Raw genomic sequence first — 21935 nt, 5'->3', positions numbered from 1 at the left:
CTCACACCCGCGCGAGTGCGGGCACAAGGGCCGTCGGGCGGGTCGTGTGCCCGGCTGTGTCCCCGGCGGTTGCGGGCCGTTATCGTGGGACCGCCATGGCGAAGATCTTCCAAGTGACGGCCCGCGCGGGCATGACCCGCGTCGTGGAGCCGATCGCCCGTGCGCTGCTGCGTGCGGGCGTGTCCCCCAACGCGGTCACCGTGACCGGCACCGTCGGCGTGCTCGTCGGCGCGCTCGGCTTCGGCGCGCGCGGCCATCTGGTCGCCGGCGCGCTGATCGTCACGGTCTTCGCCCTCACCGACCTGCTCGACGGCACGATGGCGCGGATGAGCGGCGGGTCCACCCGGTTCGGGGCGTTCCTCGACTCGAGCATGGACCGGGTCGCCGACAGCGCGGTGTTCGGCGCGGTCGCGTACTGGCTGGCCACCGAGCACGACTACTCGGGCGTGGCGGCGGCGCTGATCTGCCTGGCCGCGGGCGGGCTGGTCTCCTACGTCAAGGCCCGCGCCGAGGGCCTCGGGATGACCTGCAACGTGGGCATCGCCGAACGCACCGAGCGGCTGCTCATCGTCGGCGTCGGCGGCCTGCTCACCGGCCTCGGCGTACCGCTGGCGCTGGAGATCGCGCTCTGGCTGCTCGCCGCCGTCTCGATCTTCACCGTCGGGCAGCGGATGGCCCACGTGTACCGCCAGGCCCAGCAGGTCGGCGTCGAGTGAACCTCACCGAGGCGGGCTTCGTCGCGGGCTGGCGCCTGATCCGGGCGCTGCCCCGGCCCGTCGCGGCCGCGGCCTTCCGGGCGGGCGCCGACCGCGCCCACCGCAAGGACGGCGGGGGTACGCGCCGGCTGCGCGCCAACCTGCGCCGGGTGGTCGGCCCGGAACTGCCCGACGCGGAGCTGGACGCGCTGGTGCGCGAGGGCCTGCGCTCGTACGCCCGGTACTGGATGGAGGCGTTCCGGCTGCCCGGCCTGAGCCGGGCGCAGATCCTCGCCGGGTTCCGCCTGGACGGGCAGGAACTGCTCGCCGCCGACGTGGCGGCCGGGCGGGGCGCGGTGGTGGCGCTGCCGCACGCCGGCAACTGGGACGCGGCCGGCGCCTGGGTGGCGGCCACCGGCTGGCCGATGACCACGGTGGCCGAGCGGCTCCCGGACGGCGTCTACGAGCGGTTCGTCGGGTTCCGGGAAGGGCTGGGCATGGAGATCCTGCCCAACACCGGCGGCCCGCGTCCCGCGTTCGACGTGCTGGTGGACCGGCTGCGCGCCGGCTATGTGGTGCCGCTGCTGGCCGACCGGGACCTGTCGGCCCGGGGCGTGGAGGTCGACTTCTTCGGCGGCCGGACCCGGATGCCGGCCGGGCCGGCGCTGCTGGCGATCCGCACCGGCGCGCCGCTCTACGTGGCCTCGATGTGGTACGAGCCGGACGCGGCGTGCGCGTCGATCGACGGCCCGCTGCCGCTGCCGGACCCGGACAGCGCCCCGCTGGACGAGCGGGTCCGCGCGGTGACGCAGCGGATTGCCGACGGTCTGGCGGCGGGCATCGCCCGGCATCCGCAAGACTGGCACATGTTGCAGCGGATGTGGCTGGACCAGGGCCGGGACGGTACGCCCACGTCGGCGGCGCCGCCGGCCACCACCGGGACGGTCTAGGGGGAGGGCGCAGTGCGTATCGGCATCGTGTGCCCGTACTCGTTCGACGTGCCGGGCGGGGTGCAGAACCACGTCATGGACCTGGCCGAGGCGCTGCTCGGGCTCGGCCACGAGGTGAGCGTGCTGGCGCCGGCCGACGAGGACTCGGCGCTGCCGCCGTACGTGGTGTCGGCCGGGCGGGCGGTGCCGCTGCCGTACAACGGGTCGGTGGCCCGGATCGCGTTCGGCCCGGTCTCCACCGCCCGGGTGCGGCGCTGGATCACCCGGGGCGACTTCGACGTGCTGCACGTGCACGAGCCGCTCACGCCGAGCCTGTCGATGCTGGCCGTGCTCTGCGCCCGCGGCCCGGTGGTGGCCACGTTCCACACCGCGATGACCCGTTCCCGGGTGCTGTCGGCCGCGCAGGGCGCGTTGCAGATCGTGCTGGAGCGGATCACCGCCCGGATCGCGGTGAGCGCGCTGGCCCGCAAGGTGCAGGTCGAGCACATGGACGGCGGCGCGGTGGAGATCCCCAACGGGGTGGCGGTGGCGAAGTTCGCCGGGGTGCCGCCGCTGCCCGGCTGGCCGGGGGAGTGCGCGCCGGGCACCGGCGGCACGCTGGGCTTCCTGGGCCGGTTCACCGAGCCGCGCAAGGGCTTCCCGATCCTGCGGGACGCGTTCGTCGCGCTCGCGCCGCACCGCCCCGGGCTGCGCCTGCTGGTCGCCGGGCCGGGCGACGCCGACGAGCTGTACGGGCGGTTCCCGGCCGCCCTGCGCGACCGGGTCACGTTCCTCGGCCTGGTCTCCGAGGCGGACAAGGCACGCATGTTGCGCAGCGTGCACCTGTACGTCGCACCGAACACCGGCGGGGAATCCTTCGGGATGATCCTCACCGAGGCGCTGGCCGCCGGGACGACTGTGGTCGCCAGCGACCTGGACGCGTTCCGCCGGGTGCTCGACGGCGGCCGGGCCGGGCGGCTGTTCCCGACCGGCGACGCGGCGGCGCTGGGCGGCGCGCTGTCCGAGCTGCTCGACGACGCCGGCCGCCGCGCCGGGCTGACCGCCTGCGGCGACCAGGTGGTGGCGAATTTCGACTGGCCCGTGGTTGCCCGCCGTGTTCTGGAGGTATACGCAGCCGCGATCGAGGCCACCGACGGCCGGGTCATGGACCAGGAGTGGGCGGGACTGGGCTGACCGGGGTGGCCGCTGCGGCCGCTGTGACGAGCGCGTCGACCGGTGCCCCGCGCCGGGCGGGCGGGATGAGGAGCAGCACTACGATGCCGGGCATGTGGTGGGTGGTGGGCGCGGTCGGTGTGCTCGGGCTGGTCTCGGCGTACCTGATCTGGACCTCCGGCCGGGTGCAGCGGCTGCAGGTCCGCGCGGACTCGGCGGCCCGCGCGCTGGAGGCGCACCTGCTGCGCCGCGCGGCCGCCGCCGCGGTCCTGGCCGAGCAGCGGTACGGCGTGGAGCTGTACGCCGCCGCCCGGATCGCGCTCGACGCCGCCCCGGAGGAGCGCGAGGCGGCCGAGAACGACCTGACCCGGCAGTTGCGGGCGGTGCGGCTGGACCCGGACGACCCGGGCTGCGCGGCGGTGATCGCGGCGAGCCGCCGGCTGGCGCTGGCCCGGCAGGTGCACACCGACCTGGTCCGGGACGCCCGCTCGGCGCGCAGCCGCCCGGTGGTGCGGCTGTTCCGGATGGGGCGGGGGCGGGAGTGGCCCCGCTACTTCGACATCGACGATCCCACGCTGGCCTCCCCGGCGGACGTGACCACCGGCTGACCGCCGGTCGTGACCGGGGCCACACGGCAGGCCACCGGGGGTTCGATTGGCGCTCGGAGCGGCGTCGCGACGGTCGTAGCATTCCTGCGCAGTCACCTCCCGAGCACGCCGAGGAGCGATGTCCCGTGTCTGAGTCCGCAGCCCCGACCCCCGCCACCGCAGTCGGCACCGCCCGCGTCAAGCGCGGCATGGCCGAGATGCTCAAGGGCGGTGTGATCATGGACGTGGTCACCCCCGAGCAGGCGAAGATCGCCGAGGACGCCGGCGCGGTGGCCGTGATGGCGCTGGAGCGGGTGCCGGCCGACATCCGCGCGCAGGGCGGGGTGTCCCGGATGAGCGACCCGGACATGATCGACGGCATCATCTCCGCCGTCTCGATCCCGGTGATGGCCAAGGCCCGGATCGGCCACTTCGTCGAGGCGCAGATCCTCCAGGCGCTCGGCGTCGACTACGTCGACGAGTCCGAGGTGCTGACCCCGGCCGACTACGCCAACCACATCGACAAGTGGGCGTTCACCGTCCCGTTCGTGTGCGGCGCGACGAACCTGGGCGAGGCGCTGCGCCGGATCACCGAGGGTGCCGCGATGATCCGCTCGAAGGGTGAGGCGGGCACCGGTGACGTCTCCAACGCCACCACCCACATGCGCAAGATCCGGCAGGAGATCCGCCGGCTCCAGTCGCTGCCCGACGACGAGCTGTACGTGGCGGCCAAGGAGCTGCAGGCCCCGTACGAGCTGGTCAAGGAGGTCGCCGAGCAGGGCAAGCTGCCGGTCGTGCTGTTCACCGCGGGCGGCATCGCGACCCCCGCCGACGCGGCCATGATGATGCAGCTCGGCGCCGAGGGCGTCTTCGTCGGCTCGGGCATCTTCAAGTCCGGCAACCCGGCGCAGCGGGCCGCCGCGATCGTCAAGGCGACCACGTTCCACGACGACCCGGACGTGCTGGCCAAGGTGTCGCGCGGGCTGGGCGAGGCGATGGTCGGCATCAACGTCGACGAGATCCCGCAGCCGCACCGCCTCGCCGAGCGCGGCTGGTGAGTGAAAGGAAGGGCCCCCTGTTAACGCCTCCGGTAGAGGCGGGGCCCCTTGTTAACACGGTGGCGGGAGGAGCGGCGTGACCGTACCGGTGATCGGCGTGCTCGCGCTGCAGGGCGACGTACGCGAGCACGTCGCGGCGCTGACCGGCGCGGGCGCCGACGCCCGGCCGGTGCGGCGCCCCGGCGAGCTGGACGCGGTCGACGGCCTGGTGGTGCCCGGCGGCGAGTCGACCACGATCAGCAAGCTGGTGGACATCTTCGAGATGCGCGAGCCGATCGACAAGCGGATCGCCGCCGGCATGCCGGTCTACGGCTCCTGCGCCGGCATGATCATGCTGGCCGTCGAGGTGCTGGACGGCCGCCCCGACCAGCGCGGCTTCGCGGGCGTCGACATGACGGTGCGGCGCAACGCGTTCGGCCGTCAGGTCGACTCGTTCGAGGCGCCGGTGGCGCTCACCGGCGTCGACGGCGGCCCGTTCCACGCCGTGTTCATCAGGGCGCCCTGGGTCGAGCGCGTCGGCCCCGACGTCGAGGTGCTCGGCCGGGTGACAGACGGCCCGGCCGCGGACCGGATCGTCGCGGTACGGCAGGGCAACCTGCTGGCCACCTCGTTCCACCCGGAGCTGACCGGCGACCTGCGCCTGCACCGCCACTTCGTGGAACTGGTCCGGGCGAGCCGCTGAGCGGCCGGTCCGTCCCTGATTGTGCCGGTTCGGGCGGCTCGGGGCGGGCCGCTGCCGTGCGGCGCGTGACAGTGACCCGGCCCCCGCCGGTAGGATTGCCGAGATTCGGCAGGGCCATCAGCCCGCCGCGGCTCCCAGCAGAGATCACGGCACCTCGGCGTCGGCGTGCGCCGGCGGGGGAGCGGGGCGTGTGGTGCGGTCGATGCAGACGGCGGGTAGCAACGGAGGTAACAGATGTCCGGCCACTCAAAGTGGGCGACGACCAAGCACAAGAAGGCGGTCATCGACGCCAAGCGCGGCAAGATGTTCGCCAAGCTGATCAAGAACGTCGAGGTGGCCGCCCGTACCGGCGGTGGTGACCCGGCCGGCAACCCGACTCTCTACGACGCCATCCAGAAGGCGAAGAAGAACTCGGTCCCGAACGACAACATCGACCGCGCGGTCAAGCGCGGCTCCGGCCTGGAGGCCGGCGGCGCCGACTGGCAGACGATCATGTACGAGGGTTACGGCCCGAACGGCGTGGCGATGCTGATCGAGTGCCTCACCGACAACCGCAACCGTGCCGCCACCGAGGTGCGCACCGCGCTGACCCGCAACGGCGGCTCGCTGGCCGACGCCGGCTCGGTGTCGTACATGTTCTCCCGCAAGGGCGTGGTGATCGTCCCCAAGGGCGGCACGACCGAGGACGACGTGATGATGGCAGTGCTCGACGCGGGCGCGGAGGAGGTCAACGACCTCGGCGAGGCGTACGAGGTGGTGTCCGAGCCGGGCGACCTGATCGCGGTCCGCACCGCGCTGCAGGACGCCGGCATCGAGTACGAGTCGGCCGAGTCCTCCCTCATCCCCAGCGTGAACGTGCCGCTGGACGAGGAGGGCGCGCGCAAGATCTTCAAGCTGATCGACGTGCTGGAGGACTGCGACGACGTGCAGAACGTCTACGCCAACTTCGACGTGTCCGACGAGGTGATGGCCGCGGTCGGCTGACCCCGGTCCGACGTGCCGAGCGCCGGCTCCCCGCTGCGGGGTGGCCGGCGCTCGGCGTATGCCCGTCGTCAGCCGATCGGCTCGCGCTGCCGCCACGCCGCCCGCACCGAGGTCCGCCCGTTGGTGCGCAGCAGCGAGCCCTCGTAGACCCGGGCCCCGGCGAGCAGGAACCCGGCCGCCGCGAGCAGCAGCAGCGCCAGCGACACGAACGGCTCCCACGTCGCCGCGTCACCGGTGAACAGCCGTACCGGCATCGCTGTGGGCGCGGAGATCGGCAGGTACGACAGGACCCGCATCGCGGTGGCGTTGTCGTTGAGGAACACCACCGCGAAGAACGGCGCCATCACGGCGAGCTGCACCGGGGTGGACGCCCCGGCGATGTCCTCCTGCCGGTTCACCAGCGCGCCGGCCGCCGCCCACATCGCCGCCAGCAGCAGGAAGCCGCACAGGAAGAACGGCACGAACCAGCCGATCGCGGGCGCGATCAGGCCCAGCAGGTCACCGCCGTCGGTCAGGCGCATCCCGATCAGCGCGACGGCCGCGATCAGCGTGATCTGCCCCAGCGCCAGCGCGCCCGCGGCGAGGATCTTGCCGGCCAGCAGCGCCCGGGCCGGCACGGCGGCCACCAGGATCTCCACGATCCGGGTCTGCTTCTCCTCGGTGACGCTCTGCGCGATCTGCAACCCGAACGTCTGGGACATGAAGAAGAAGACGAACGCGAAGGCGAACGGCACCAGGTACGCGACGAGTGGATCCACCGCGTCCGGGTCCAGCAGCTTCACCTGCGGGGCCGCGCTGAGCGCGGCGACCACGTCGTCCGGGGCCCGCTCGTCGGCGACCACCACCGGACCGGCCACCACCGCGGCGTCCGCGTCGCCGTCGCGTACCGCCTGCTCGGCGGCGCCGTCGTCGGCGACCAGCAGGACGTCCAGCCCGGCCGCGCGCAGCGGTTCGGCGCCGGCCGCGGTCACCGCCACCGTGGACGGGCCGCTGCTCAGCATCGCCGGCACCACGGTGGCCACGACGGCGAGCAGCAGGAAGATCAGCGTGCTGTAGAGGAACGTCTTGTCGCGGACCTTGACCTTGATCTCGCGGGCCGCGACCAGCCGGGTGGCCTGGAACGTGTTCACTGGTTGACCTCTCGGAAGATCTCGGCGAGGGACGGGGTGACCGGGCCGAACGCGCGTACCGGGCCGCGTTCCAGCGCCGCGCGCAGCACCGCCTGGTCGTCGGCGGGCGGGTCCACCTCGAACACGGCGCGCGCGCCGTCGAGGTCGACCAGCCGCACGCCGGGCTGGTCCCGCAGCCAGCCGGCGTCGCCGTCCACCACGAGCGAGAACCGGGGCAACGTGTACGCGGCGCGCAGCTCCTCGCGGGCGCCGGCGGCCCGGATCGTCCCGCCGGCGATGAGCACCAGGTCGTCGCAGAGCCGCTCCACCACGTCGAGCTGGTGGCTGGAGAACAGCACCGGCGCTCCGGCGGCGGCACGTTCCCGCAGCACCGCGACCACCATGTCGACGGCGAGCGGGTCGAGCCCGGAGAACGGCTCGTCCAGGATCAGCACCTCCGGGTCGTGCACCAGCGCGGCGGCGATCTGCGCGCGCTGCTGGTTGCCCAGCGACAGCGTCTCCAGCAGGTCGTCGGCCCGCTCGCCGAGACCGACCCGCTCCAGCAGCGCGTCGGTGCGGCGGCGCGCCCCGGCGGCGTCCAGCCCGTACAGGCGGCCGAGGTGGACCACCTGCTCGCGGGGCGTCATCTTCGGGTAGAGGCCGCGTTCCTCGGGCATGTAGCCGAACCGGGCCCGGTCCTCCCGGGTGAGCCGGTGTCCCCGCCAGGTGACCTGCCCGGCGTCCGGGGCGAGCACGCCGAGGATGATGCGCATGGTGGTGGTCTTGCCGGCGCCGTTGCCGCCGACGAACCCGGTCATGCGCCCGGCGGTCACGTCGAAGGAGACGTCTTTGAGCACCTGACGGCCGCCGAAGCTGCGGTCGACGCCGTCGAGGCGGAGCACGCTGGTCATGATCCCGACGCTACGGCCGGCGCCCGCACCCGTCGTCCCACCGCGGAACGATCACGTGGTCCGCCCTGCGGCGGACCGGCGTCATCCGCCGGGCCGGACCACCCCGTGCTCGTACGCGAACACCACCGCCTGCACCCGGTCACGCAGCCCCAGCTTGGCCAGGACGCGGCTGACGTGGGTCTTCACCGTCGCCTCGCCGACGCGCAGCACGTCCGCGATCTCGGCGTTGCTGGCGCCGCTCGCGACCAGCTCCAGCACCTCCCGCTCGCGCGGGGTCAGGTCCGCCGTCGCCGCGTCGTGCCGGGGGTCCGGCGGCGCCCCGCCGGGCCGGGCGAACGTGGAGATCACCCGCCGGGTCAGCGCCGGCGCGATCAGCCCTTCGCCGCGCGCCACCACCCGCACCGCCTCGACCAGGTCCTCCGGGGTGCCGTTCTTCAGCAGGAAGCCGCTCGCCCCGGCGCGCAGCGCCGCGAACAGGTAGTCGTCCCGGTCGAACGTGGTGAGGATCAGCACCGCCGGGCCGCCCGGCGTCGAGTCGGCGGTGATCCGGCGCGTGGCCTCCAGCCCGTCGAGCACCGGCATCTCCACGTCCATCAGCACCACGTCCGGCCGCAGCGCGGACGCCATCGACACGGCGCGCTGCCCGTCGGCGGCCTCGCCGACCACCTCGATGTCGTCCTCGACCTCCAGGATGACCCGGAAACCGGTCCGGACCAGGTGCTGGTCGTCGACGAGCAGCACCCGTACCGGCGCGTTCACGCCGCCCGCCCGGCGGCCTCGACCGGCAGCGGCATGCGGGCCCGGACCCGGAACCCGCCGCCGGGGCGCGGCCCGGCCTCCACCTCACCGCCGTGGGCGGCGACCCGCTCCCGCATGCCGATCAGGCCGAGCCCGGTCCCGGCCGCCGGCGCGCCGCCCTGCCCGTCGTCGCTCACGTCGATCTCCAACTCCCTCGCCAGATAGCGGATGCGCACGTCCAGCGTGGTGGCGTGGGCGTGCTTGACCACGTTCGTCACCGCCTCCTGGACGATCCGGTACGCGGCCTGCGACACCGAGCGCGGCAGCGGCACCGGCTCCCCGTACACCCCGAGGTCGGCCCGTAGCCCGGTCTCCCGGGCCCGGTCGACGAGCGCGCGGACCTGGTCGATGCCGGCGGTGTCCTCCGGCGCGGTGACCGCGCCGGCCGCGGCGTCCGGGTCGCGCAGCACGCCGAGCATCCGGCGCAGCTCGTCGACGGAGGTGCGGGCCGTCTGCTCGATGGCGGCCAGCGCGGTACGCGCCTTGTCCCGGTCCCGGTCGAACACGCGCCGGCACGCGGCGGCCTGCACGCCCATCACCGACACGTGGTGGGCGACCACGTCGTGCAGTTCGCGGGCGATGCGGACCCGCTCGCCCATCACCGCGCGCTCGCGCGCCTCCGCCTGGGAGCGGCGCAGCTGCTCGGCCTGTTCGCGTAGCTCGTGCCGGCGGCGCGCGGCCACCCATGCGGTCTGCCCGGAGTAGTAGGCGAAGCCGAAGAACAGCACGTTGTAGAGCACACCGTTCACCACTGCGGCGAGCACCGGCGGCACCGGGCCGGCGGCGTCGGCGAAGGAGGCAGCGGAGATCTGGTCGGCCCGCAACGCGAGGGACAGCCAGAGCCACGCGAACATCGCGACGATGATGCCGGCCCGCAGCCGCCCGGCCAGCCGCCGGTCGGTGCCCCACGCGCCGAGCGTGAACAGGGCGGCGAACAGCGCGCCCGACGGGATCTGGGCCAGCGGGACCGCCCGGGCCTGCCCGGCGACGAAGGCGACGGCCACGATCACCGCGACGGTGGCGGGCCAGCGCCGCCGTACGGCCAGCGGGGCGGTCACCGCGACGGTCCACCAGACCTGCTCGGCGACGCTCGGCGGCGGCCCGAGCAGGAACGCCCCGGTGCTGTACGCCAGGGTCAGCTCGAACAGGGCCAGCACGGTGACCGCGAGCCCGACCCAGAGGTCGGCGCGGAACTGCGCCGCCGTGGGAGCCGGCCGGCGCCAGGCGGTGGTGGGTGCGGTGCTCACCGTACGACCATGCCACCGACCGGGCCGTCGCGGTGGCCGGGGCGTAATCGGGTGGGCCGGACGACAGTGCCGACGTAGCCTGCCGGGGTGTTCGTGCCTGATCTGCCGTTGCGTACCGAGCGTCTGCTGCTGCGCGCCTTCACCGCCGCGGACGTGACCGTGCTCCGGGACTACCGGGGCCGCCCGGAGGTCACCCGCTACCTCTACCACGAGCCGTACGACGACGGCGCCGCCCGGGCCGCGATCGAGCGGCTGGTCCGGCGGACCGCGCTGCGCGCCCCCGGCGACGTGCTCAACCTCGCCGTGACGGTCGCGGACACCGGCGAGTTCGTCGGCGACGTGCTGCTGAGCTGGACCAGCGGGGAGCACCGGCAGGGCGAGATCGGGTACGTGGCGCATCCCGCGCACACCGGCCGCGGGTACGTCACCGAGGCGGCCCGGGAACTGCTGCGGATCGGCTTCGACGGGCTGGGCCTGCACCGGATCGTCGGCCGGCTGGACGCCCGCAACACCGCCTCGGCCCGGTTGCTGGAGCGGCTCGGCATGCGCCGGGAGGCGCACCTGCGGGAGAACGAGTTCGTCAAGGGGGAGTGGACCGACGAGGTGGTCTACGCGCTGCTGGCCCGGGAGTGGCGGGCGGCGGCCTGACTGCCCGCGTACCCGGAAGGGCCCGGCACGCCCTCGACGGGGCGTGCCGGGCCGGGCGTGGCTCAGGTGGCGCGGGCGGCCTTGACCGCGCTGTCGATCACGTCCCAGATCGCGACCAGCACGACCACCGCGCCCGCCACCCGGGCGAACTCGACGGTGCCGCCGTCGCGCAGCCAGGCGAACCGCTCGACCAGCTCCGGGTTGAGCAGCCGGTCGGTGGCGAGCAGCCAGAGCACCGGGGCGGCGAAGGCGACGTTGAGCACCGCGTTGACCGCCACCAGGGGCCAGGTCCACCGGCCGGACCGGTACTTGGCGATCTCCAGGCCGACGGTGGCCAGCAGCACCACGATCAGGGCCGGCAGCCAGAAGCTCCAGAGCGCCGGGTCGAGCGCCGGCAGCCGGGTGCCGTCGTCGGTGGTCCAGCGCTGGAAGTGCTGGCCGATCAGGAGGCCGATGGTGGCGAGCAGGAACACCACCGAGGCGATGCTGTCGGAGTGGTTGATCTGCCGTTCCCGGGTCTCCTCGGGGAGCTGGTCGACGGTCCACTCGGGCAGGCCGAGCGGGGTGCGGGTGCGTTCCAGCACGGCGAACACCAGCGTGACCCAGAACGCGATCTGCACCGCGGTCTGCATGGCGGCCACGATCGCCGCGCCGATCGCCGCGCCCGGCTCGCCGTCGACGAGCGCCTTCGTGACGCCGGAGAGCACGCCGACGATCGCCGGGATCCAGGTGAGCAGCAGTCGCAGCAGCCGCCACCAGGTCAGGTAGTAGCGCGGGCCGATGAGTTGCAGCGTGCGGTCGCTGTAGCGGGCCGCGAGCTTCTCCGGGTGGCCCAGCTCGGTGAGCACCTCGCGTTCGGCGGAGGCGTGGTCCTGCCCGCCCGCGGTCCGGTCGTCGATCATGTCGGCGATGGAGCCGCGCAGTTCCTCGGCGAGTTCCAGGCGGCGCTGCGCGGGCACGGCCCGCATGGTGGCGGCGACGTAACGGTCGGTCAGGGAACTCATCGTTCCGCTCCTTCGATCAGGTCGGTGACGGACGTCCGCACCGCGGTCATGTCGTCGAGCAGGCGGTTCAGGACGGACTCGCCGTCGCCGCTGGTCCGGTAGAACTTGCGCGGCCGGCTCTCCTCGGTGTTCCACTCGCTGGTCAGCAGGCCCTGGTCCTCCAGCCGGCGCAGCAGCGGGTAGAGCGTGTTGGCGTCGACCGCGAAGCCGTGCGCGGCCAGCCGTTGCAGCAGGGCGTATCCGTAGTCGGGACGGCGCAGGGCGACCAGGCTGGCCACCACGACAGTGCCGCGCCGTAGCTCCTGGAGGTGGGTCCGGAGGACCTCTTCGCTGACCATGCTCAACACGATAGTGTGTGCCACACACCATTGCAATAGAGAAGAACATCGCGTGCCGCACACCGGCCGGCCGGAGAGACCCGGGCCACGCCCGGCGCGGACGGTGGAGCCCGCGAGATCACCTCGGTAGGGTGGGTCGGTCGACTCCGACGCAGCTTGATCCACAACCCGGGGGGCGCCACGCATGGGCGATTCGTTCGCGCATCTGCACGTACACACCGAGTACTCGATGCTCGACGGGGCGGCCCGGCTCAAGGACCTCTTCGCCGAGGCGGCGCGGCTCGGCATGCCGGCGGTGGCGATCACCGACCACGGCAACATGCACGGCGCGAACGACTTCTACAAGCAGGCCATGGACGCCGGGGTCAAGCCCATCCTCGGCGTCGAGGCGTACGTCGCGCCGGAGTCGCGCTTCCACAAGGCGCGGGTCAAGTGGGGGCGCCCCGAGCAGAAGAGCGACGACGTCTCCGGCAACGGCGCGATCACCCACATGACCATGTGGGCGGCCAACCGCGACGGCCTGCACAACCTGTTCAAGCTCAACTCCCGCGCCTCCATGGAGGGCCACTACGTGAAGTGGCCCCGGATGGACATGGAGCTGATCGCCGAGCACGCCCAGGGCATCATGGCCACCACCGGCTGCCCGTCCGGCGCGGTGCAGACCCGGCTGCGGCTCGGCCAGTTCGACGAGGCGCTCAAGGTCGCCGCCGCGTACCAGGACATCTTCGGCAAGGACAACTACTTCCTGGAGATCATGGACCACGGCCTCGACATCGAGCGCCGCGTCCGCGACGGGCTCACCGAGATCGCCCGCAAGCTCGACATCCCGCCGGTGGTCACGAACGACTCGCACTACACGCACGAGGCGCAGGCCGAGGCGCATGACGTGCTGCTCTGCGTACAGACCGGCAGCAACGTGGCCGATCCCAACCGGTTCCGGTTCGAGGGCGGCGGCTACTTCGTCAAGTCCGCCGACCAGATGCGCGCCGTCGACTCCTCCGAGCTGTGGCAGCAGGGCTGCCGCAACACGCTGCTCGTGGCCGAGAAGGTCGACCCGGCCGGCATGTTCACGTTCCACAACCTGATGCCGCGCTTCCCGATCCCCGAGGGCGAGACCGAGGAGTCCTGGTTCCGCAAGGAGACCTTCGCCGGGCTGAAGCGCCGCTTCCCCAACGGCATCCCCGAGGGCCACGTCGTCCAGGCCGAGTACGAGCTGGGCGTCATCATCCAGATGGGCTTCCCGTCGTACTTCCTCGTGGTCGCCGACTTCATCCAGTGGGCCAAGAGCCAGGGCATCGCGGTCGGCCCCGGGCGTGGCTCGGCGGCCGGCTCGCTCGTGGCGTACGCGCTCGGCATCACCGACCTCGACCCGATCCCGCACGGCCTGATCTTCGAGCGGTTCCTCAACCCCGAGCGCGTCTCCATGCCCGATGTCGACATCGACTTCGACGAGCGCCGGCGCGGTGAGGTCATCAAGTACGTGACCGACAAGTGGGGCGAGGACAAGGTCGCGCAGATCGCCACGTTCGGCACGATCAAGGCGAAGGCCGCGATCAAGGACTCGGCCCGGGTGCTCGGCTACCCGTACGCGGTCGGCGACCGGATCACCAAGGCCATGCCACCGGCGGTGATGGGCAAGGACATCCCGCTGTCCGGCATCTTCGACCCGAAGCACCCCCGCTACGCCGAGGCGGGCGAGATCCGTGGCCTCTACGAGTCCGACCCGGACGTCAAGAAGGTCATCGAGACCGCCAAGGGCATCGAGGGCCTGATCCGGCAGACAGGTGTGCACGCCGCCGGTGTCATCATGTCCGCCGAGCCGATCATCGAGCACATCCCGCTCATGCGGCGCGACTCCGACGGCGTCATCATCACGCAGTTCGACTACCCGACCTGCGAGTCGCTCGGGCTGCTGAAGATGGACTTCCTCGGCCTGCGCAACCTGACGATCATCGACGACGCGGTGAAGAACATCCAGCTCAACCACGGCCGGGAGCTGGACCTGCTCGGCCTGCCGCTGGACGACAAACCGGCGTACGAGCTGCTGGCCCGCGGCGACACGCTCGGCGTGTTCCAGCTCGACGGCGGGCCGATGCGCTCGCTGCTGCGGCTGATGAAGCCGGACAACTTCGAGGACATCTCCGCCGTCCTGGCGCTCTACCGGCCCGGCCCGATGGGCGTGGACTCGCACACCAACTACGCGCTGCGCAAGAACGGCCTCCAGGAGATCACCCCGATCCACCCGGAGCTGGAGGAGCCGCTGCGCGAGATCCTCGCGCCCACCTACGGCCTGATCGTCTACCAGGAGCAGGTGCAGCGCGCCGCGCAGATCCTCGCCGGCTACACGCTCGGCCAGGCCGACCTGCTGCGCCGGGCGATGGGCAAGAAGAAGAAGGAGATCCTGGACAAGGAGTTCATCCCGTTCCGGGACGGCTGCCGCGAGCGCGGCTACTCCGACGAGGCCATCCAGGCCGTGTGGGACGTGCTGGTGCCGTTCGCCGGCTACGCCTTCAACAAGGCCCACTCCGCCGCGTACGGCCTGGTCTCCTACTGGACCGCGTACCTCAAGGCGCACTACCCGGCCGAGTACATGGCCGCCCTGCTCACCTCCGTCGGTGACGACAAGGACAAGATGGCGATGTACCTGTCCGAGTGCCGCCGGATGCGCATCCAGGTGCTGCCGCCGGACGTCAACACCTCGGCCGGGCCGTTCACCCCGGTCGGCGAGGAGATCCGCTTCGGTCTCGGCGCGGTACGCAACGTCGGCGCGAACGTGGTCGCCTCGATCATGCGGTGCCGCGAGGAGAAGGGCGACTACGCCGACTTCTACGACTTCCTGTCCAAGGTCGACGCCGTGGTCTGCAACAAGAAGACAATCGAATCGCTGATCAAGGCCGGGGCGTTCGACGCGCTCGGCCACCCGCGCAAGGGCCTGCTCGCAGTGCACGCCGACGCCATCGACGCGTACGCCGACGTCAAGCGCAAGGAGGCGGTCGGCCAGTACGACCTGTTCGGCGCCGGCTTCGGCGAGTCCGAGACCGGCGGCACCACCACTGTCATGCCGGTCATCGGCGAGGGGGAGTGGGACAAGCGCGACAAGCTCGCGTTCGAGCGCGAGATGCTCGGCCTGTACGTCTCCGACCACCCGCTGTTCGGCCTGGAACACGTGCTCGGCGCCGCCGCGGACACCACCATCGCCGCGCTGTCCGAGGAGGGCACGGTGCCCGACGGCGCGGTGGTCACCCTGGCCGGCATCCTCTCCGGCGTGCAGCGCCGGGTCACCAAGCAGGGCCGGGCCTGGGCGTCGGCCACCCTCGAAGACCTCGCCGGCGGCGTGGAGACGCTGTTCTTCCCGAACACGTACGAGGTGATCGGCCAGTACATCGCCGAGGACGCGATCGTGGTGGTCAAGGGCCGGGTCGACCGGCGCGACGACACGCCGCGCATCATGGCGATGGACATGTCCATGCCGGACGTCACCAGCAACCCGGCGAACAAGCCGGTCACGCTCACCATCCCGGTGCACCGCTGCACGCCGCCGCTGGTGGAACGGCTCAAGGAGACGCTCGTGCTGCATCCCGGCGACACCGAGGTGCACGTCAAGCTGCTCAACGGCGGCAAGGTCACCACGCTGCGCCTCGGCCCGTTCCGGGTCGCGCCGACCACTGCGTTGATGGGTGACCTGAAGAGCGTGCTCGGCCCGGCCAACGTGAGCTGACCGGGCCGAGCGGGGGACGTGCCGGCTAGACGCGGGTGACGCGGATGGCGTCGGCGATCACGTACCCGGTGCTGCCGGACCACCTGCTGACACCGACCTTGTTGGCGTCACCGGCGGCCAGGGTGAAGGTGCCCAGTGACCGCCACGCACCGCCGTTGGCGCCCTGGTTCACCGCTACCGTCTGGTTGCCGCTCGTCGTCGCGACGATGTACGGCGTGGAGGTGTTGTAGCCGGCGACGGCCGGATACCAGACCTCCACCCGGTAGGTGGCCGTCGCCGGGATGTTCACCTTGTACCAGGCGGTGTCGCTGGCCGCGACGGGGTTGGCGTACCGGTAGTCGGCACCGTAGCGCTGCGCCGAGTACGTCGAGGTGCCCCAGTTGGCGCTCGCGGTGAACCGGCCGGCGGTGGTGTTGTCCACGATCGTCGACCAGGCGGTCGGCGGGGGAGTGGTGCCGCCGGTGACGAGCTGCATGTAGTAGGTCCAGTTCCAGTTCGACCCCGGGTCGGTGTGCGTGGCGCCCGGCACCTGGTTGTGCCCGATGATGTTGGTGCGGGTCTTCGGGATGCCGTACTTGTCGCACAGGAAGCGGGTCAGCGCCGCCGACGACCGGTACATCGCGTCGGTGTACCAGGAGGCGTTGTCGACGTACCCCTCGTGCTCGATGCCGATCGACTGGGTGTTGTAGGTCCAGTTGCCGGCGTGCCAGGCGATGTCCTTGTCCCGCACCATCTGGGTCACCGCGCCGTCGGAGGAGCGGAGCAGGTAGTGCGCGCTGGTGCCGGCGGCGGCGTTCTGGAACCAGCTGATCGAGCCGGCGTAGCTGCCCTGCATGGTGTGGATGACGATGTAGTTGATCGGGTACGCCGACTCGCGGCTGGAGACCGTGTAGTTGGACGAGTTGGCCGGCACCCATGCGGCCGGGCCGTAGTCGGTGCTCAGGGTGCCGAAGTCGCCGGTGCCCAGCGGCGCCACGTCGGCGTACCGGCCCCGCTGCGGCGCGACCGGACGGCCGTCCACGCTGACCTCGCCGCCGGCGGTGGTAGCGATGAAGCCCCGGGCGAGCAGGTCGTACACGGCGTCCGCGTACAGCCGGGCGGTGGCCGCGTCCGTCGAGCCGCCGTAGCGGGCGATCGGGACGTACCACTGGTTGACGTCGTCGCGCTGCGCCGCGGTCAGCCCGGCCTCGTCGGCGTAGGAGCGCAGCACGGCCGCCGCGCCGGCCACGTTCGCCGCGTCCCGGGTACGCAGCTCGGCCCGGTCCAGCCGGGTCCGGCGTGCGGCCTCGTCCAGCGTCCGTACCTTCGGGTTGCTGGTCAGGTGCATCACGCCGTATCCGCCGGAGGCGCTGGGCTGCCCGCCGTGACCGTCCAGGCGAGTCTCGGCGTACCCGAGCGCGGCGAGCAGGTCGCGCGGCACGTCGGAGCCGGCGGCGGCCCGGTCGAAGGCCGCGGCGAGCGGCTGCGCGTCATGCTGAGGCGCGGCGTGGGCCGGCTGGCCGGTCAGGCCGATCATGAGGATCACGGCGCCGCCGAGCAGGTGGCTCACCCGGCGCGAGGGTCTCCGAACTGTCACGTCACTCCTCGTCGACTGCATGGGGCGACTGGCTCCAGTCGCCGGTTCGCCGCACCTTATAGCGTGACGTTCGTCTATGTCGATACCTTGCGTCGAAGGGCAGTTTGCTGAAGACTTCCTTCAGACGCGGAGCTGTCCCCGTACCGTCGCGGTCTTGCCCGCCGCGCCGCGGCCGGGCAGCATCGTGCGGATGCCGCCCACCGACCTGCTGCTCGTCCGTGACCTGGTGCCCGACTTCCTGGCCCGCGCCGAACGGTCCGGCCCGCCGGAGCCGTGGACCTCCCGCTACCTGGCCGGGCACCCGGACGTGGTCCGGGCGCTGCGCCGCGACGGCGGCTGGTCCGACGCAGCCGGCGTGGCCGCCGCCCTGGACGGGCTCCGCGGCCGCGCCACCGAGCTGGCGGCACGAGCCGAGACGGTACGCGCGCTGCTGCCCGGCGGCGTCGCGGCGGTGGCCGGCGCGCTGGGCTGGTCCGGCGACGGCGGGCCGGTCGAGTGCGTGGTGCTGGTCGGGCGCAACCAGGCCAACGGCTGGGCCGGTGAGCTGAACGGCAGGTACGCGCTCTTCCTCGCCGTGGAACAGCTCGGCCCGCCCGAGGATCTCGACCTGCTGGTACGGCACGAGGCCGCGCACGTGGTGCACGACCGCGGCGCCGCGATCCGCGACTGGCCCGAGTACGGGGTGGCGAACGCCCTGTTCACCGAAGGGCTCGCCACCCAGGTGACGGCGGAGCTGGACCCCGGGCGGCCGGACGAGGAGTACCTCTGGTTCGGCCGGCCCGGCCACCGGCAGTGGCTCGACGAGTGCTGCCGCCGGTGGCCGGAGATCCTGCGCCGGGTCCGCGCCGACTTCGACGCCACCGACGTCGAGCACCACGCCCCGTACTTCCTGATGCGGGACTCGCCGCTGGCCGGCGGCCTGCCCAAGCGGTGCGGCTATCTGGTCGGCCTGACCGTGGTACGACACCTGCGCCGCCACCACTCCCTGCGAGACCTGGTCACCTGGCCCCTGCCCCGGGTCCGCGAGGAGCTCACTGCCGCACTCCCCAACCTCCCCCCACCCCCCTGACCTCCCCACCCCACCGCGTCGATCATGAAGTTGACGGCACCTGACGTCCGATTTGTCGCCGCCAACTTCATGATCGACGAGACGGGGAGTTGGCGCGTTGGTGCTCCCGCCTGGCCCCGTGATCTTGCACGTTCCGCCCCTCGCCCTCGTTCCGCCGCGCGATTTTGTACATCTCGCCGCCCCCAACGCCCTCGTTCTGCCGCGATCTTGCAGCTTCGGCCCCACCGATGGCCTGTTTGCCCCGATTCGCCGGGGCCGAAAGTGCAAGATCGCCGGGGTCGGGCGGGCCGGGCGGGCCGCGCGGGGGCGGGCGTGGGGGTGGGCGGGGCGGGGGCCACGGGGGTGGGATTGGTGGTGTCGGGGGTGGGGTGGGGGTGGTTAGCGTCGGGGGCATGGAGCTGGAGCAGGCACGGAAGTTGTGGCAGCCGGAACCGGGCTGGTTGAACACCGCCACCTACGGGCTGCCGCCCGAGCCGGTGTGGGACGCCGTGCAGCGGGTGCTCGCCGACTGGCGGGGCGGACGGGTGTCGTTCGAGGTGTGGGACGAGTCGGTGGACCGGTCCCGGGCCGCGTTCGCCCGGCTGACCGGCGTGGACGCCGCCGACGTGAGCATCGGTTCCGCCGTGTCGCAGCTGGTCGCGCCGATCGCGGCGAGCCTGCCGGAGGGTGCGACTGTGGTGGTGCCCGAGAGCGAGTTCACCTCGATCCTGTTCCCCTGGCTCGTCCAGCAGGAGCGCGGGGTGCGGGTCCGCACCGTGCCGCTGGCCGGCCTGGTCGACGCGATCGACGCCGGCACCGACCTGGTGGCGTTCAGCGTGGTGCAGTCCGCCGACGGCGTCGTGGCCCCGTACGACGAGATCGTCGCGGCGGCCCGCGCGCACGGCGCCGTCGTGGTGGTCGACGCCACGCAGGCGTGCGGGTGGCTGCCGTTCGCCGCGGACCGGGCGGACGCGGTGGTGGTCGGGGCGTACAAGTGGTTGATGGCGCCGCGCGGCGCGGCCTTCGCCTACCTGGCGCCGGAGCTGCGCGAGCGGATTCGCCCGGACGCGGCCGGGTGGTTCGCGGGCAAGGACCCGCACGCCTCCTACTACGGACTGCCGCTGCGCCTGGCCGACGACGCCCGGCGCTTCGACATCTCCCCGTCCTGGCTGTGCTACGTCGGAGCCGCGCCCGCGCTGGAGCTGCTCGCCGACCTCGATCCGGAGGAGGTGCGCGCGTACGACGTGGGGCTGGCCAACCGGTTCCTGACCGGGCTGGGCCGCCCGCCCGGCGACAGCGCGATCGTCTCCGTGGACGTGCCGGACGCGCAGGAACGGCTGGCCCGCGCCGGGGTGCGCGCGGCGGTCCGGGCGGGCCGGGTCCGCGCCTCGTTCCACCTGTACACGACCGAGGAGGACGTGGACCGGGCGGTCGAGGCGCTGACCGGCTGACGGCTCCGCCCGGCGACCGCCCAGGCCGCTCAGGCCGCTCAGGCCGCTCAGGCCAGGTGGCCGCCGATCTTCGTGTAGCCGCGCAGCAGGTCCCGGGAGATGATCAGCCGCTGCATCTCGTCGGTGCCCTCGAAGATCCGGTAGAGCCGGACCTGCCGGTACCAGCGTTCGATCGGCAGCTCGCGGGTGTAGCCCATGCCGCCGTGGATCTGCAGCGCGCGGTCCACCACCCGGTTGACCATGCCGGCGCCGTAGAGCTTGCCCATCGAGGAGGCGTGCCGGGGGTCGAGGCCCTGGTCGACCGTCCAGGCCGAGCGCAGGATCAGCCAGCGGGCCGCCTCCAGCTCGGTCTCCGAGTCGGCGATCATCCACTGGATGGCCTGGTTGGTGGCGATCGGCGCGCCGAACGTCTCCCGCGTGTTGGCGTGGTCGATCGCCATCTGGAGGACTCGTTCGGCGATGCCGACGGCGTGCGACGGGATGGTGTAGCGGCCCTTGCCGATCCACTCCATGCCGAGCGTGAAGCCCTGCCCGATCTCGCCGAGGATGTTGCGGTGCGGCACCCGTACGCCGTCGAAGATCAGCGAGGCCGGGCCGCCCTCGCCCATGGTCTGGATGAACTCCGAGCGCCAGCCCATCGCGCGGTCCACCAGGAAGGCGGTGGCGCCGCCGCGGCGGGCGCCCTTCTCCGGGTCGGTCACGGCGACCACGATGGCGAAGTCGGCGTCGTTGCCGTTGGTGATGAACGTCTTCTCGCCGTCGAGGATCCAGTCGTCGCCGTCGCGGCGGGCGCGCAGCTTGATGTTCGCCGCGTCGGAGCCCGCGCCGGGCTCGGTGATGGCGAAGCAGGAGATCCGTTCCCCCTCGATGGTGGGGATGAGGAACTCGCGCTTCTGCTCCTCGGTGGCGTGGAACAGGATGTTGTCGGCTTCGCCGCCGAACCGGAACGGCACGAAGGTGCGGCCCAGCTCGGTCCAGATCAGCGACTGCATGACCGCCGGCAGCGCCATGCCGCCGTACTCCTCCGGGGTGGCCAGCCCCCAGAAGCCGAACTTCTTCGCCTTGAGCTGCAGTTCGCGCAGCTCGGAGCGGTCGAGGCCGGGCTGGTGGGCGCGCTCGCGGCGCAGCACCTCCGCCTCCAGCGGCATCACCTCGCGGGTGACGAACGTGCGAACGGTGTCCCGGATCGCGCGTTCCTCGTCGGACAGTGCGAAGTCCACGGTTCCCCCTCAGGTCGACTGGCTATAAACTAGCGCTGGAAGTTTTCCCGCGTCCAGACCCGATGTCGAAAGGAGGATGATGATCAGGTGCCCCGACCCCGACAGGCCCTGCTCACCCGCGACCGGATCGTCGAGACCGCGCTGGCGCTGATCGACGCCGACGGGCTGGACGCGCTCTCCACCCGGCGGCTCGCCGCCGCGCTGGGCGTACGCGGCCCCTCGCTCTACAACCACTTCGCCACCAAGGAGGAGATCCTCGACGCGGTGGCCGACGGCGTCGCGGCGACCGTGGACATCGGCGTCTTCGACGAGTACGAGTGGCTCGACGCGCTCGGCCGCTGGGCGCGCTCGTACCGGGCCGCGCTGGCCGCGCACCCGAACATCGTGCCGTACCTGGCGCAGGGGCCGGGCCGCCGTCCGGCCGCGCTCGCCATGGCCGACGCGGTCTACGGCGCGCTGGTCCGGGCCGGCTGGCCGCCCGCGCGGGCCACCCACATCGGCGCCGCGATGCGCTACTTCGTGGCCGGGTCCGCGCTCGGCTCGTTCGCCCGCGGCTTCGTCGAGGACCCCTCGCTCTACGCCGCGCACCCGCACCTCAACCAGGCGCACCGCCTCGCCGGCCACCAGCGCAGCGTGGACGAGGGGGCGTTCGCGCTCGGCCTGGACGCGCTGCTGCACGGCCTCGCCGCCGAGTACGCGGCCACCGTCGCCCCGCTGGAACGGGTCGGCGGTCCGGAGTAGCGTCCAAACTCCCACCGC

At 72.6% G+C, this 21935-nt stretch carries 20 protein-coding genes; 12 read left to right on the top strand and 8 right to left on the bottom strand.

Going from position 1 to position 21935, the window contains the following annotated elements; translation table 11 throughout:
• The first annotated feature begins 95 nt into the window (after positions 1-95).
• The 7 genes from pgsA (at position 96) to HA073_RS11495 (ending at position 6108) form a co-directional block, all read left to right on the top strand.
• Positions 96-716, top strand: coding sequence for a phosphatidylinositol phosphate synthase (gene pgsA, locus HA073_RS11525; RefSeq protein ID WP_043325003.1), 621 nt, complete (start codon positions 96-98; stop codon positions 714-716).
• A complete protein-coding gene (locus HA073_RS11520; protein WP_064448893.1) occupies positions 713-1645 on the top strand; it encodes a phosphatidylinositol mannoside acyltransferase in 933 nt (310 codons plus the stop codon). The genes pgsA and HA073_RS11520 overlap by 4 nt, the downstream gene beginning before the upstream one ends.
• Before the next feature lie 12 nt (positions 1646-1657).
• On the top strand, positions 1658-2818 hold the full coding sequence (locus HA073_RS11515; protein WP_124779022.1) for a glycosyltransferase family 4 protein: 1161 nt from the start codon (positions 1658-1660) through the stop codon (positions 2816-2818).
• Positions 2819-2901: 83 nt separating this feature from the next.
• Complete coding sequence (locus HA073_RS11510; protein ID WP_043325001.1) at positions 2902-3405, top strand: hypothetical protein; 504 nt, start codon at positions 2902-2904, stop codon at positions 3403-3405.
• A gap of 125 nt (positions 3406-3530) precedes the next feature.
• The gene (gene pdxS / locus HA073_RS11505) at positions 3531-4442 is read left to right on the top strand and encodes a pyridoxal 5'-phosphate synthase lyase subunit PdxS (protein ID WP_043325000.1); all 912 of its coding nucleotides are present in this window, start codon (positions 3531-3533) and stop codon (positions 4440-4442) included.
• 76 nt (positions 4443-4518) lie between these two features.
• Complete coding sequence (gene pdxT, locus HA073_RS11500) at positions 4519-5124, top strand: pyridoxal 5'-phosphate synthase glutaminase subunit PdxT (protein ID WP_043324999.1); 606 nt, start codon at positions 4519-4521, stop codon at positions 5122-5124.
• Between the two features lie 234 nt (positions 5125-5358).
• Positions 5359-6108: a YebC/PmpR family DNA-binding transcriptional regulator gene (locus HA073_RS11495; protein WP_043324998.1), complete on the top strand. Its 750-nt coding sequence runs from the start codon at positions 5359-5361 to the stop codon at positions 6106-6108.
• Between the two features lie 68 nt (positions 6109-6176).
• On the opposite strand, the gene HA073_RS11490 is transcribed toward HA073_RS11495, so the two are convergent.
• From HA073_RS11490 to HA073_RS11475, 4 genes are all read right to left on the bottom strand, one after another.
• Positions 6177-7238 (bottom strand): ABC transporter permease, encoded by a 1062-nt coding sequence (locus tag HA073_RS11490; RefSeq protein ID WP_113973161.1) that lies wholly within the window; start codon positions 7236-7238, stop codon positions 6177-6179.
• Positions 7235-8128, bottom strand: coding sequence for an ABC transporter ATP-binding protein (locus HA073_RS11485; RefSeq protein WP_043324996.1), 894 nt, complete (start codon positions 8126-8128; stop codon positions 7235-7237). The genes HA073_RS11490 and HA073_RS11485 overlap by 4 nt, the downstream gene beginning before the upstream one ends.
• 81 nt (positions 8129-8209) lie before the next feature.
• The gene (locus tag HA073_RS11480; RefSeq protein ID WP_104115898.1) at positions 8210-8887 is read right to left on the bottom strand and encodes a response regulator transcription factor; all 678 of its coding nucleotides are present in this window, start codon (positions 8885-8887) and stop codon (positions 8210-8212) included.
• Entirely contained in the window at positions 8884-10173 is a 1290-nt protein-coding gene (locus HA073_RS11475; protein WP_043324994.1) for a sensor histidine kinase, read from the bottom strand. Before HA073_RS11475 ends, HA073_RS11480 begins: the two co-directional genes overlap by 4 nt.
• Before the next feature lie 87 nt (positions 10174-10260).
• Between HA073_RS11475 and HA073_RS11470 the strand changes: the two genes are divergently transcribed.
• Positions 10261-10821: a GNAT family N-acetyltransferase gene (locus HA073_RS11470; protein ID WP_043324993.1), complete on the top strand. Its 561-nt coding sequence runs from the start codon at positions 10261-10263 to the stop codon at positions 10819-10821.
• Between the two features lie 62 nt (positions 10822-10883).
• Here the strand turns inward: HA073_RS11470 and HA073_RS11465 are convergent, their stop codons facing one another.
• Together HA073_RS11465 and HA073_RS11460 are read right to left on the bottom strand one after the other, a co-directional pair.
• The gene (locus tag HA073_RS11465) at positions 10884-11825 is read right to left on the bottom strand and encodes a permease prefix domain 1-containing protein (protein ID WP_113973160.1); all 942 of its coding nucleotides are present in this window, start codon (positions 11823-11825) and stop codon (positions 10884-10886) included.
• Positions 11822-12163 (bottom strand): PadR family transcriptional regulator, encoded by a 342-nt coding sequence (locus tag HA073_RS11460; protein ID WP_113973159.1) that lies wholly within the window; start codon positions 12161-12163, stop codon positions 11822-11824. The genes HA073_RS11465 and HA073_RS11460 overlap by 4 nt, the downstream gene beginning before the upstream one ends.
• A 184-nt stretch (positions 12164-12347) precedes the next feature.
• Here HA073_RS11460 and dnaE point away from each other — a divergent pair, with 184 nt between their 5' ends.
• Positions 12348-15881, top strand: a complete 3534-nt coding sequence (gene dnaE, locus HA073_RS11455) for a DNA polymerase III subunit alpha (protein ID WP_064448535.1) — start codon at positions 12348-12350, stop codon at positions 15879-15881.
• Between the two features lie 25 nt (positions 15882-15906).
• On the opposite strand, the gene HA073_RS31245 is transcribed toward dnaE, so the two are convergent.
• Positions 15907-16857, bottom strand: coding sequence for an N-acetylmuramoyl-L-alanine amidase (locus tag HA073_RS31245; RefSeq protein WP_375336232.1), 951 nt, complete (start codon positions 16855-16857; stop codon positions 15907-15909).
• A gap of 754 nt (positions 16858-17611) precedes the next feature.
• Between HA073_RS31245 and HA073_RS11445 the strand changes: the two genes are divergently transcribed.
• Positions 17612-18526: a DUF2268 domain-containing protein gene (locus tag HA073_RS11445; RefSeq protein WP_240925688.1), complete on the top strand. Its 915-nt coding sequence runs from the start codon at positions 17612-17614 to the stop codon at positions 18524-18526.
• Between the two features lie 392 nt (positions 18527-18918).
• Positions 18919-19956 (top strand): aminotransferase class V-fold PLP-dependent enzyme, encoded by a 1038-nt coding sequence (locus HA073_RS11440; protein ID WP_069087659.1) that lies wholly within the window; start codon positions 18919-18921, stop codon positions 19954-19956.
• A gap of 47 nt (positions 19957-20003) precedes the next feature.
• Here the strand turns inward: HA073_RS11440 and HA073_RS11435 are convergent, their stop codons facing one another.
• Positions 20004-21176, bottom strand: coding sequence for an acyl-CoA dehydrogenase family protein (locus tag HA073_RS11435; protein WP_043324984.1), 1173 nt, complete (start codon positions 21174-21176; stop codon positions 20004-20006).
• A gap of 87 nt (positions 21177-21263) precedes the next feature.
• Between HA073_RS11435 and HA073_RS11430 the strand changes: the two genes are divergently transcribed.
• Positions 21264-21917 carry a TetR/AcrR family transcriptional regulator gene (locus HA073_RS11430; RefSeq protein ID WP_043324983.1) on the top strand — a complete coding sequence of 218 codons (654 nt, stop codon included), beginning with the start codon at positions 21264-21266 and terminating at the stop codon, positions 21915-21917.
• The last annotated feature ends 18 nt before the right edge of the window (positions 21918-21935 follow it).

This window comes from Micromonospora sp. CMU55-4 (assembly GCF_011602315.1).
Taxonomy (GTDB): Bacteria; Actinomycetota; Actinomycetes; order Mycobacteriales; family Micromonosporaceae; genus Micromonospora; species Micromonospora chalcea.
This window is presented reverse-complemented; position numbering and strand designations above follow the sequence as displayed.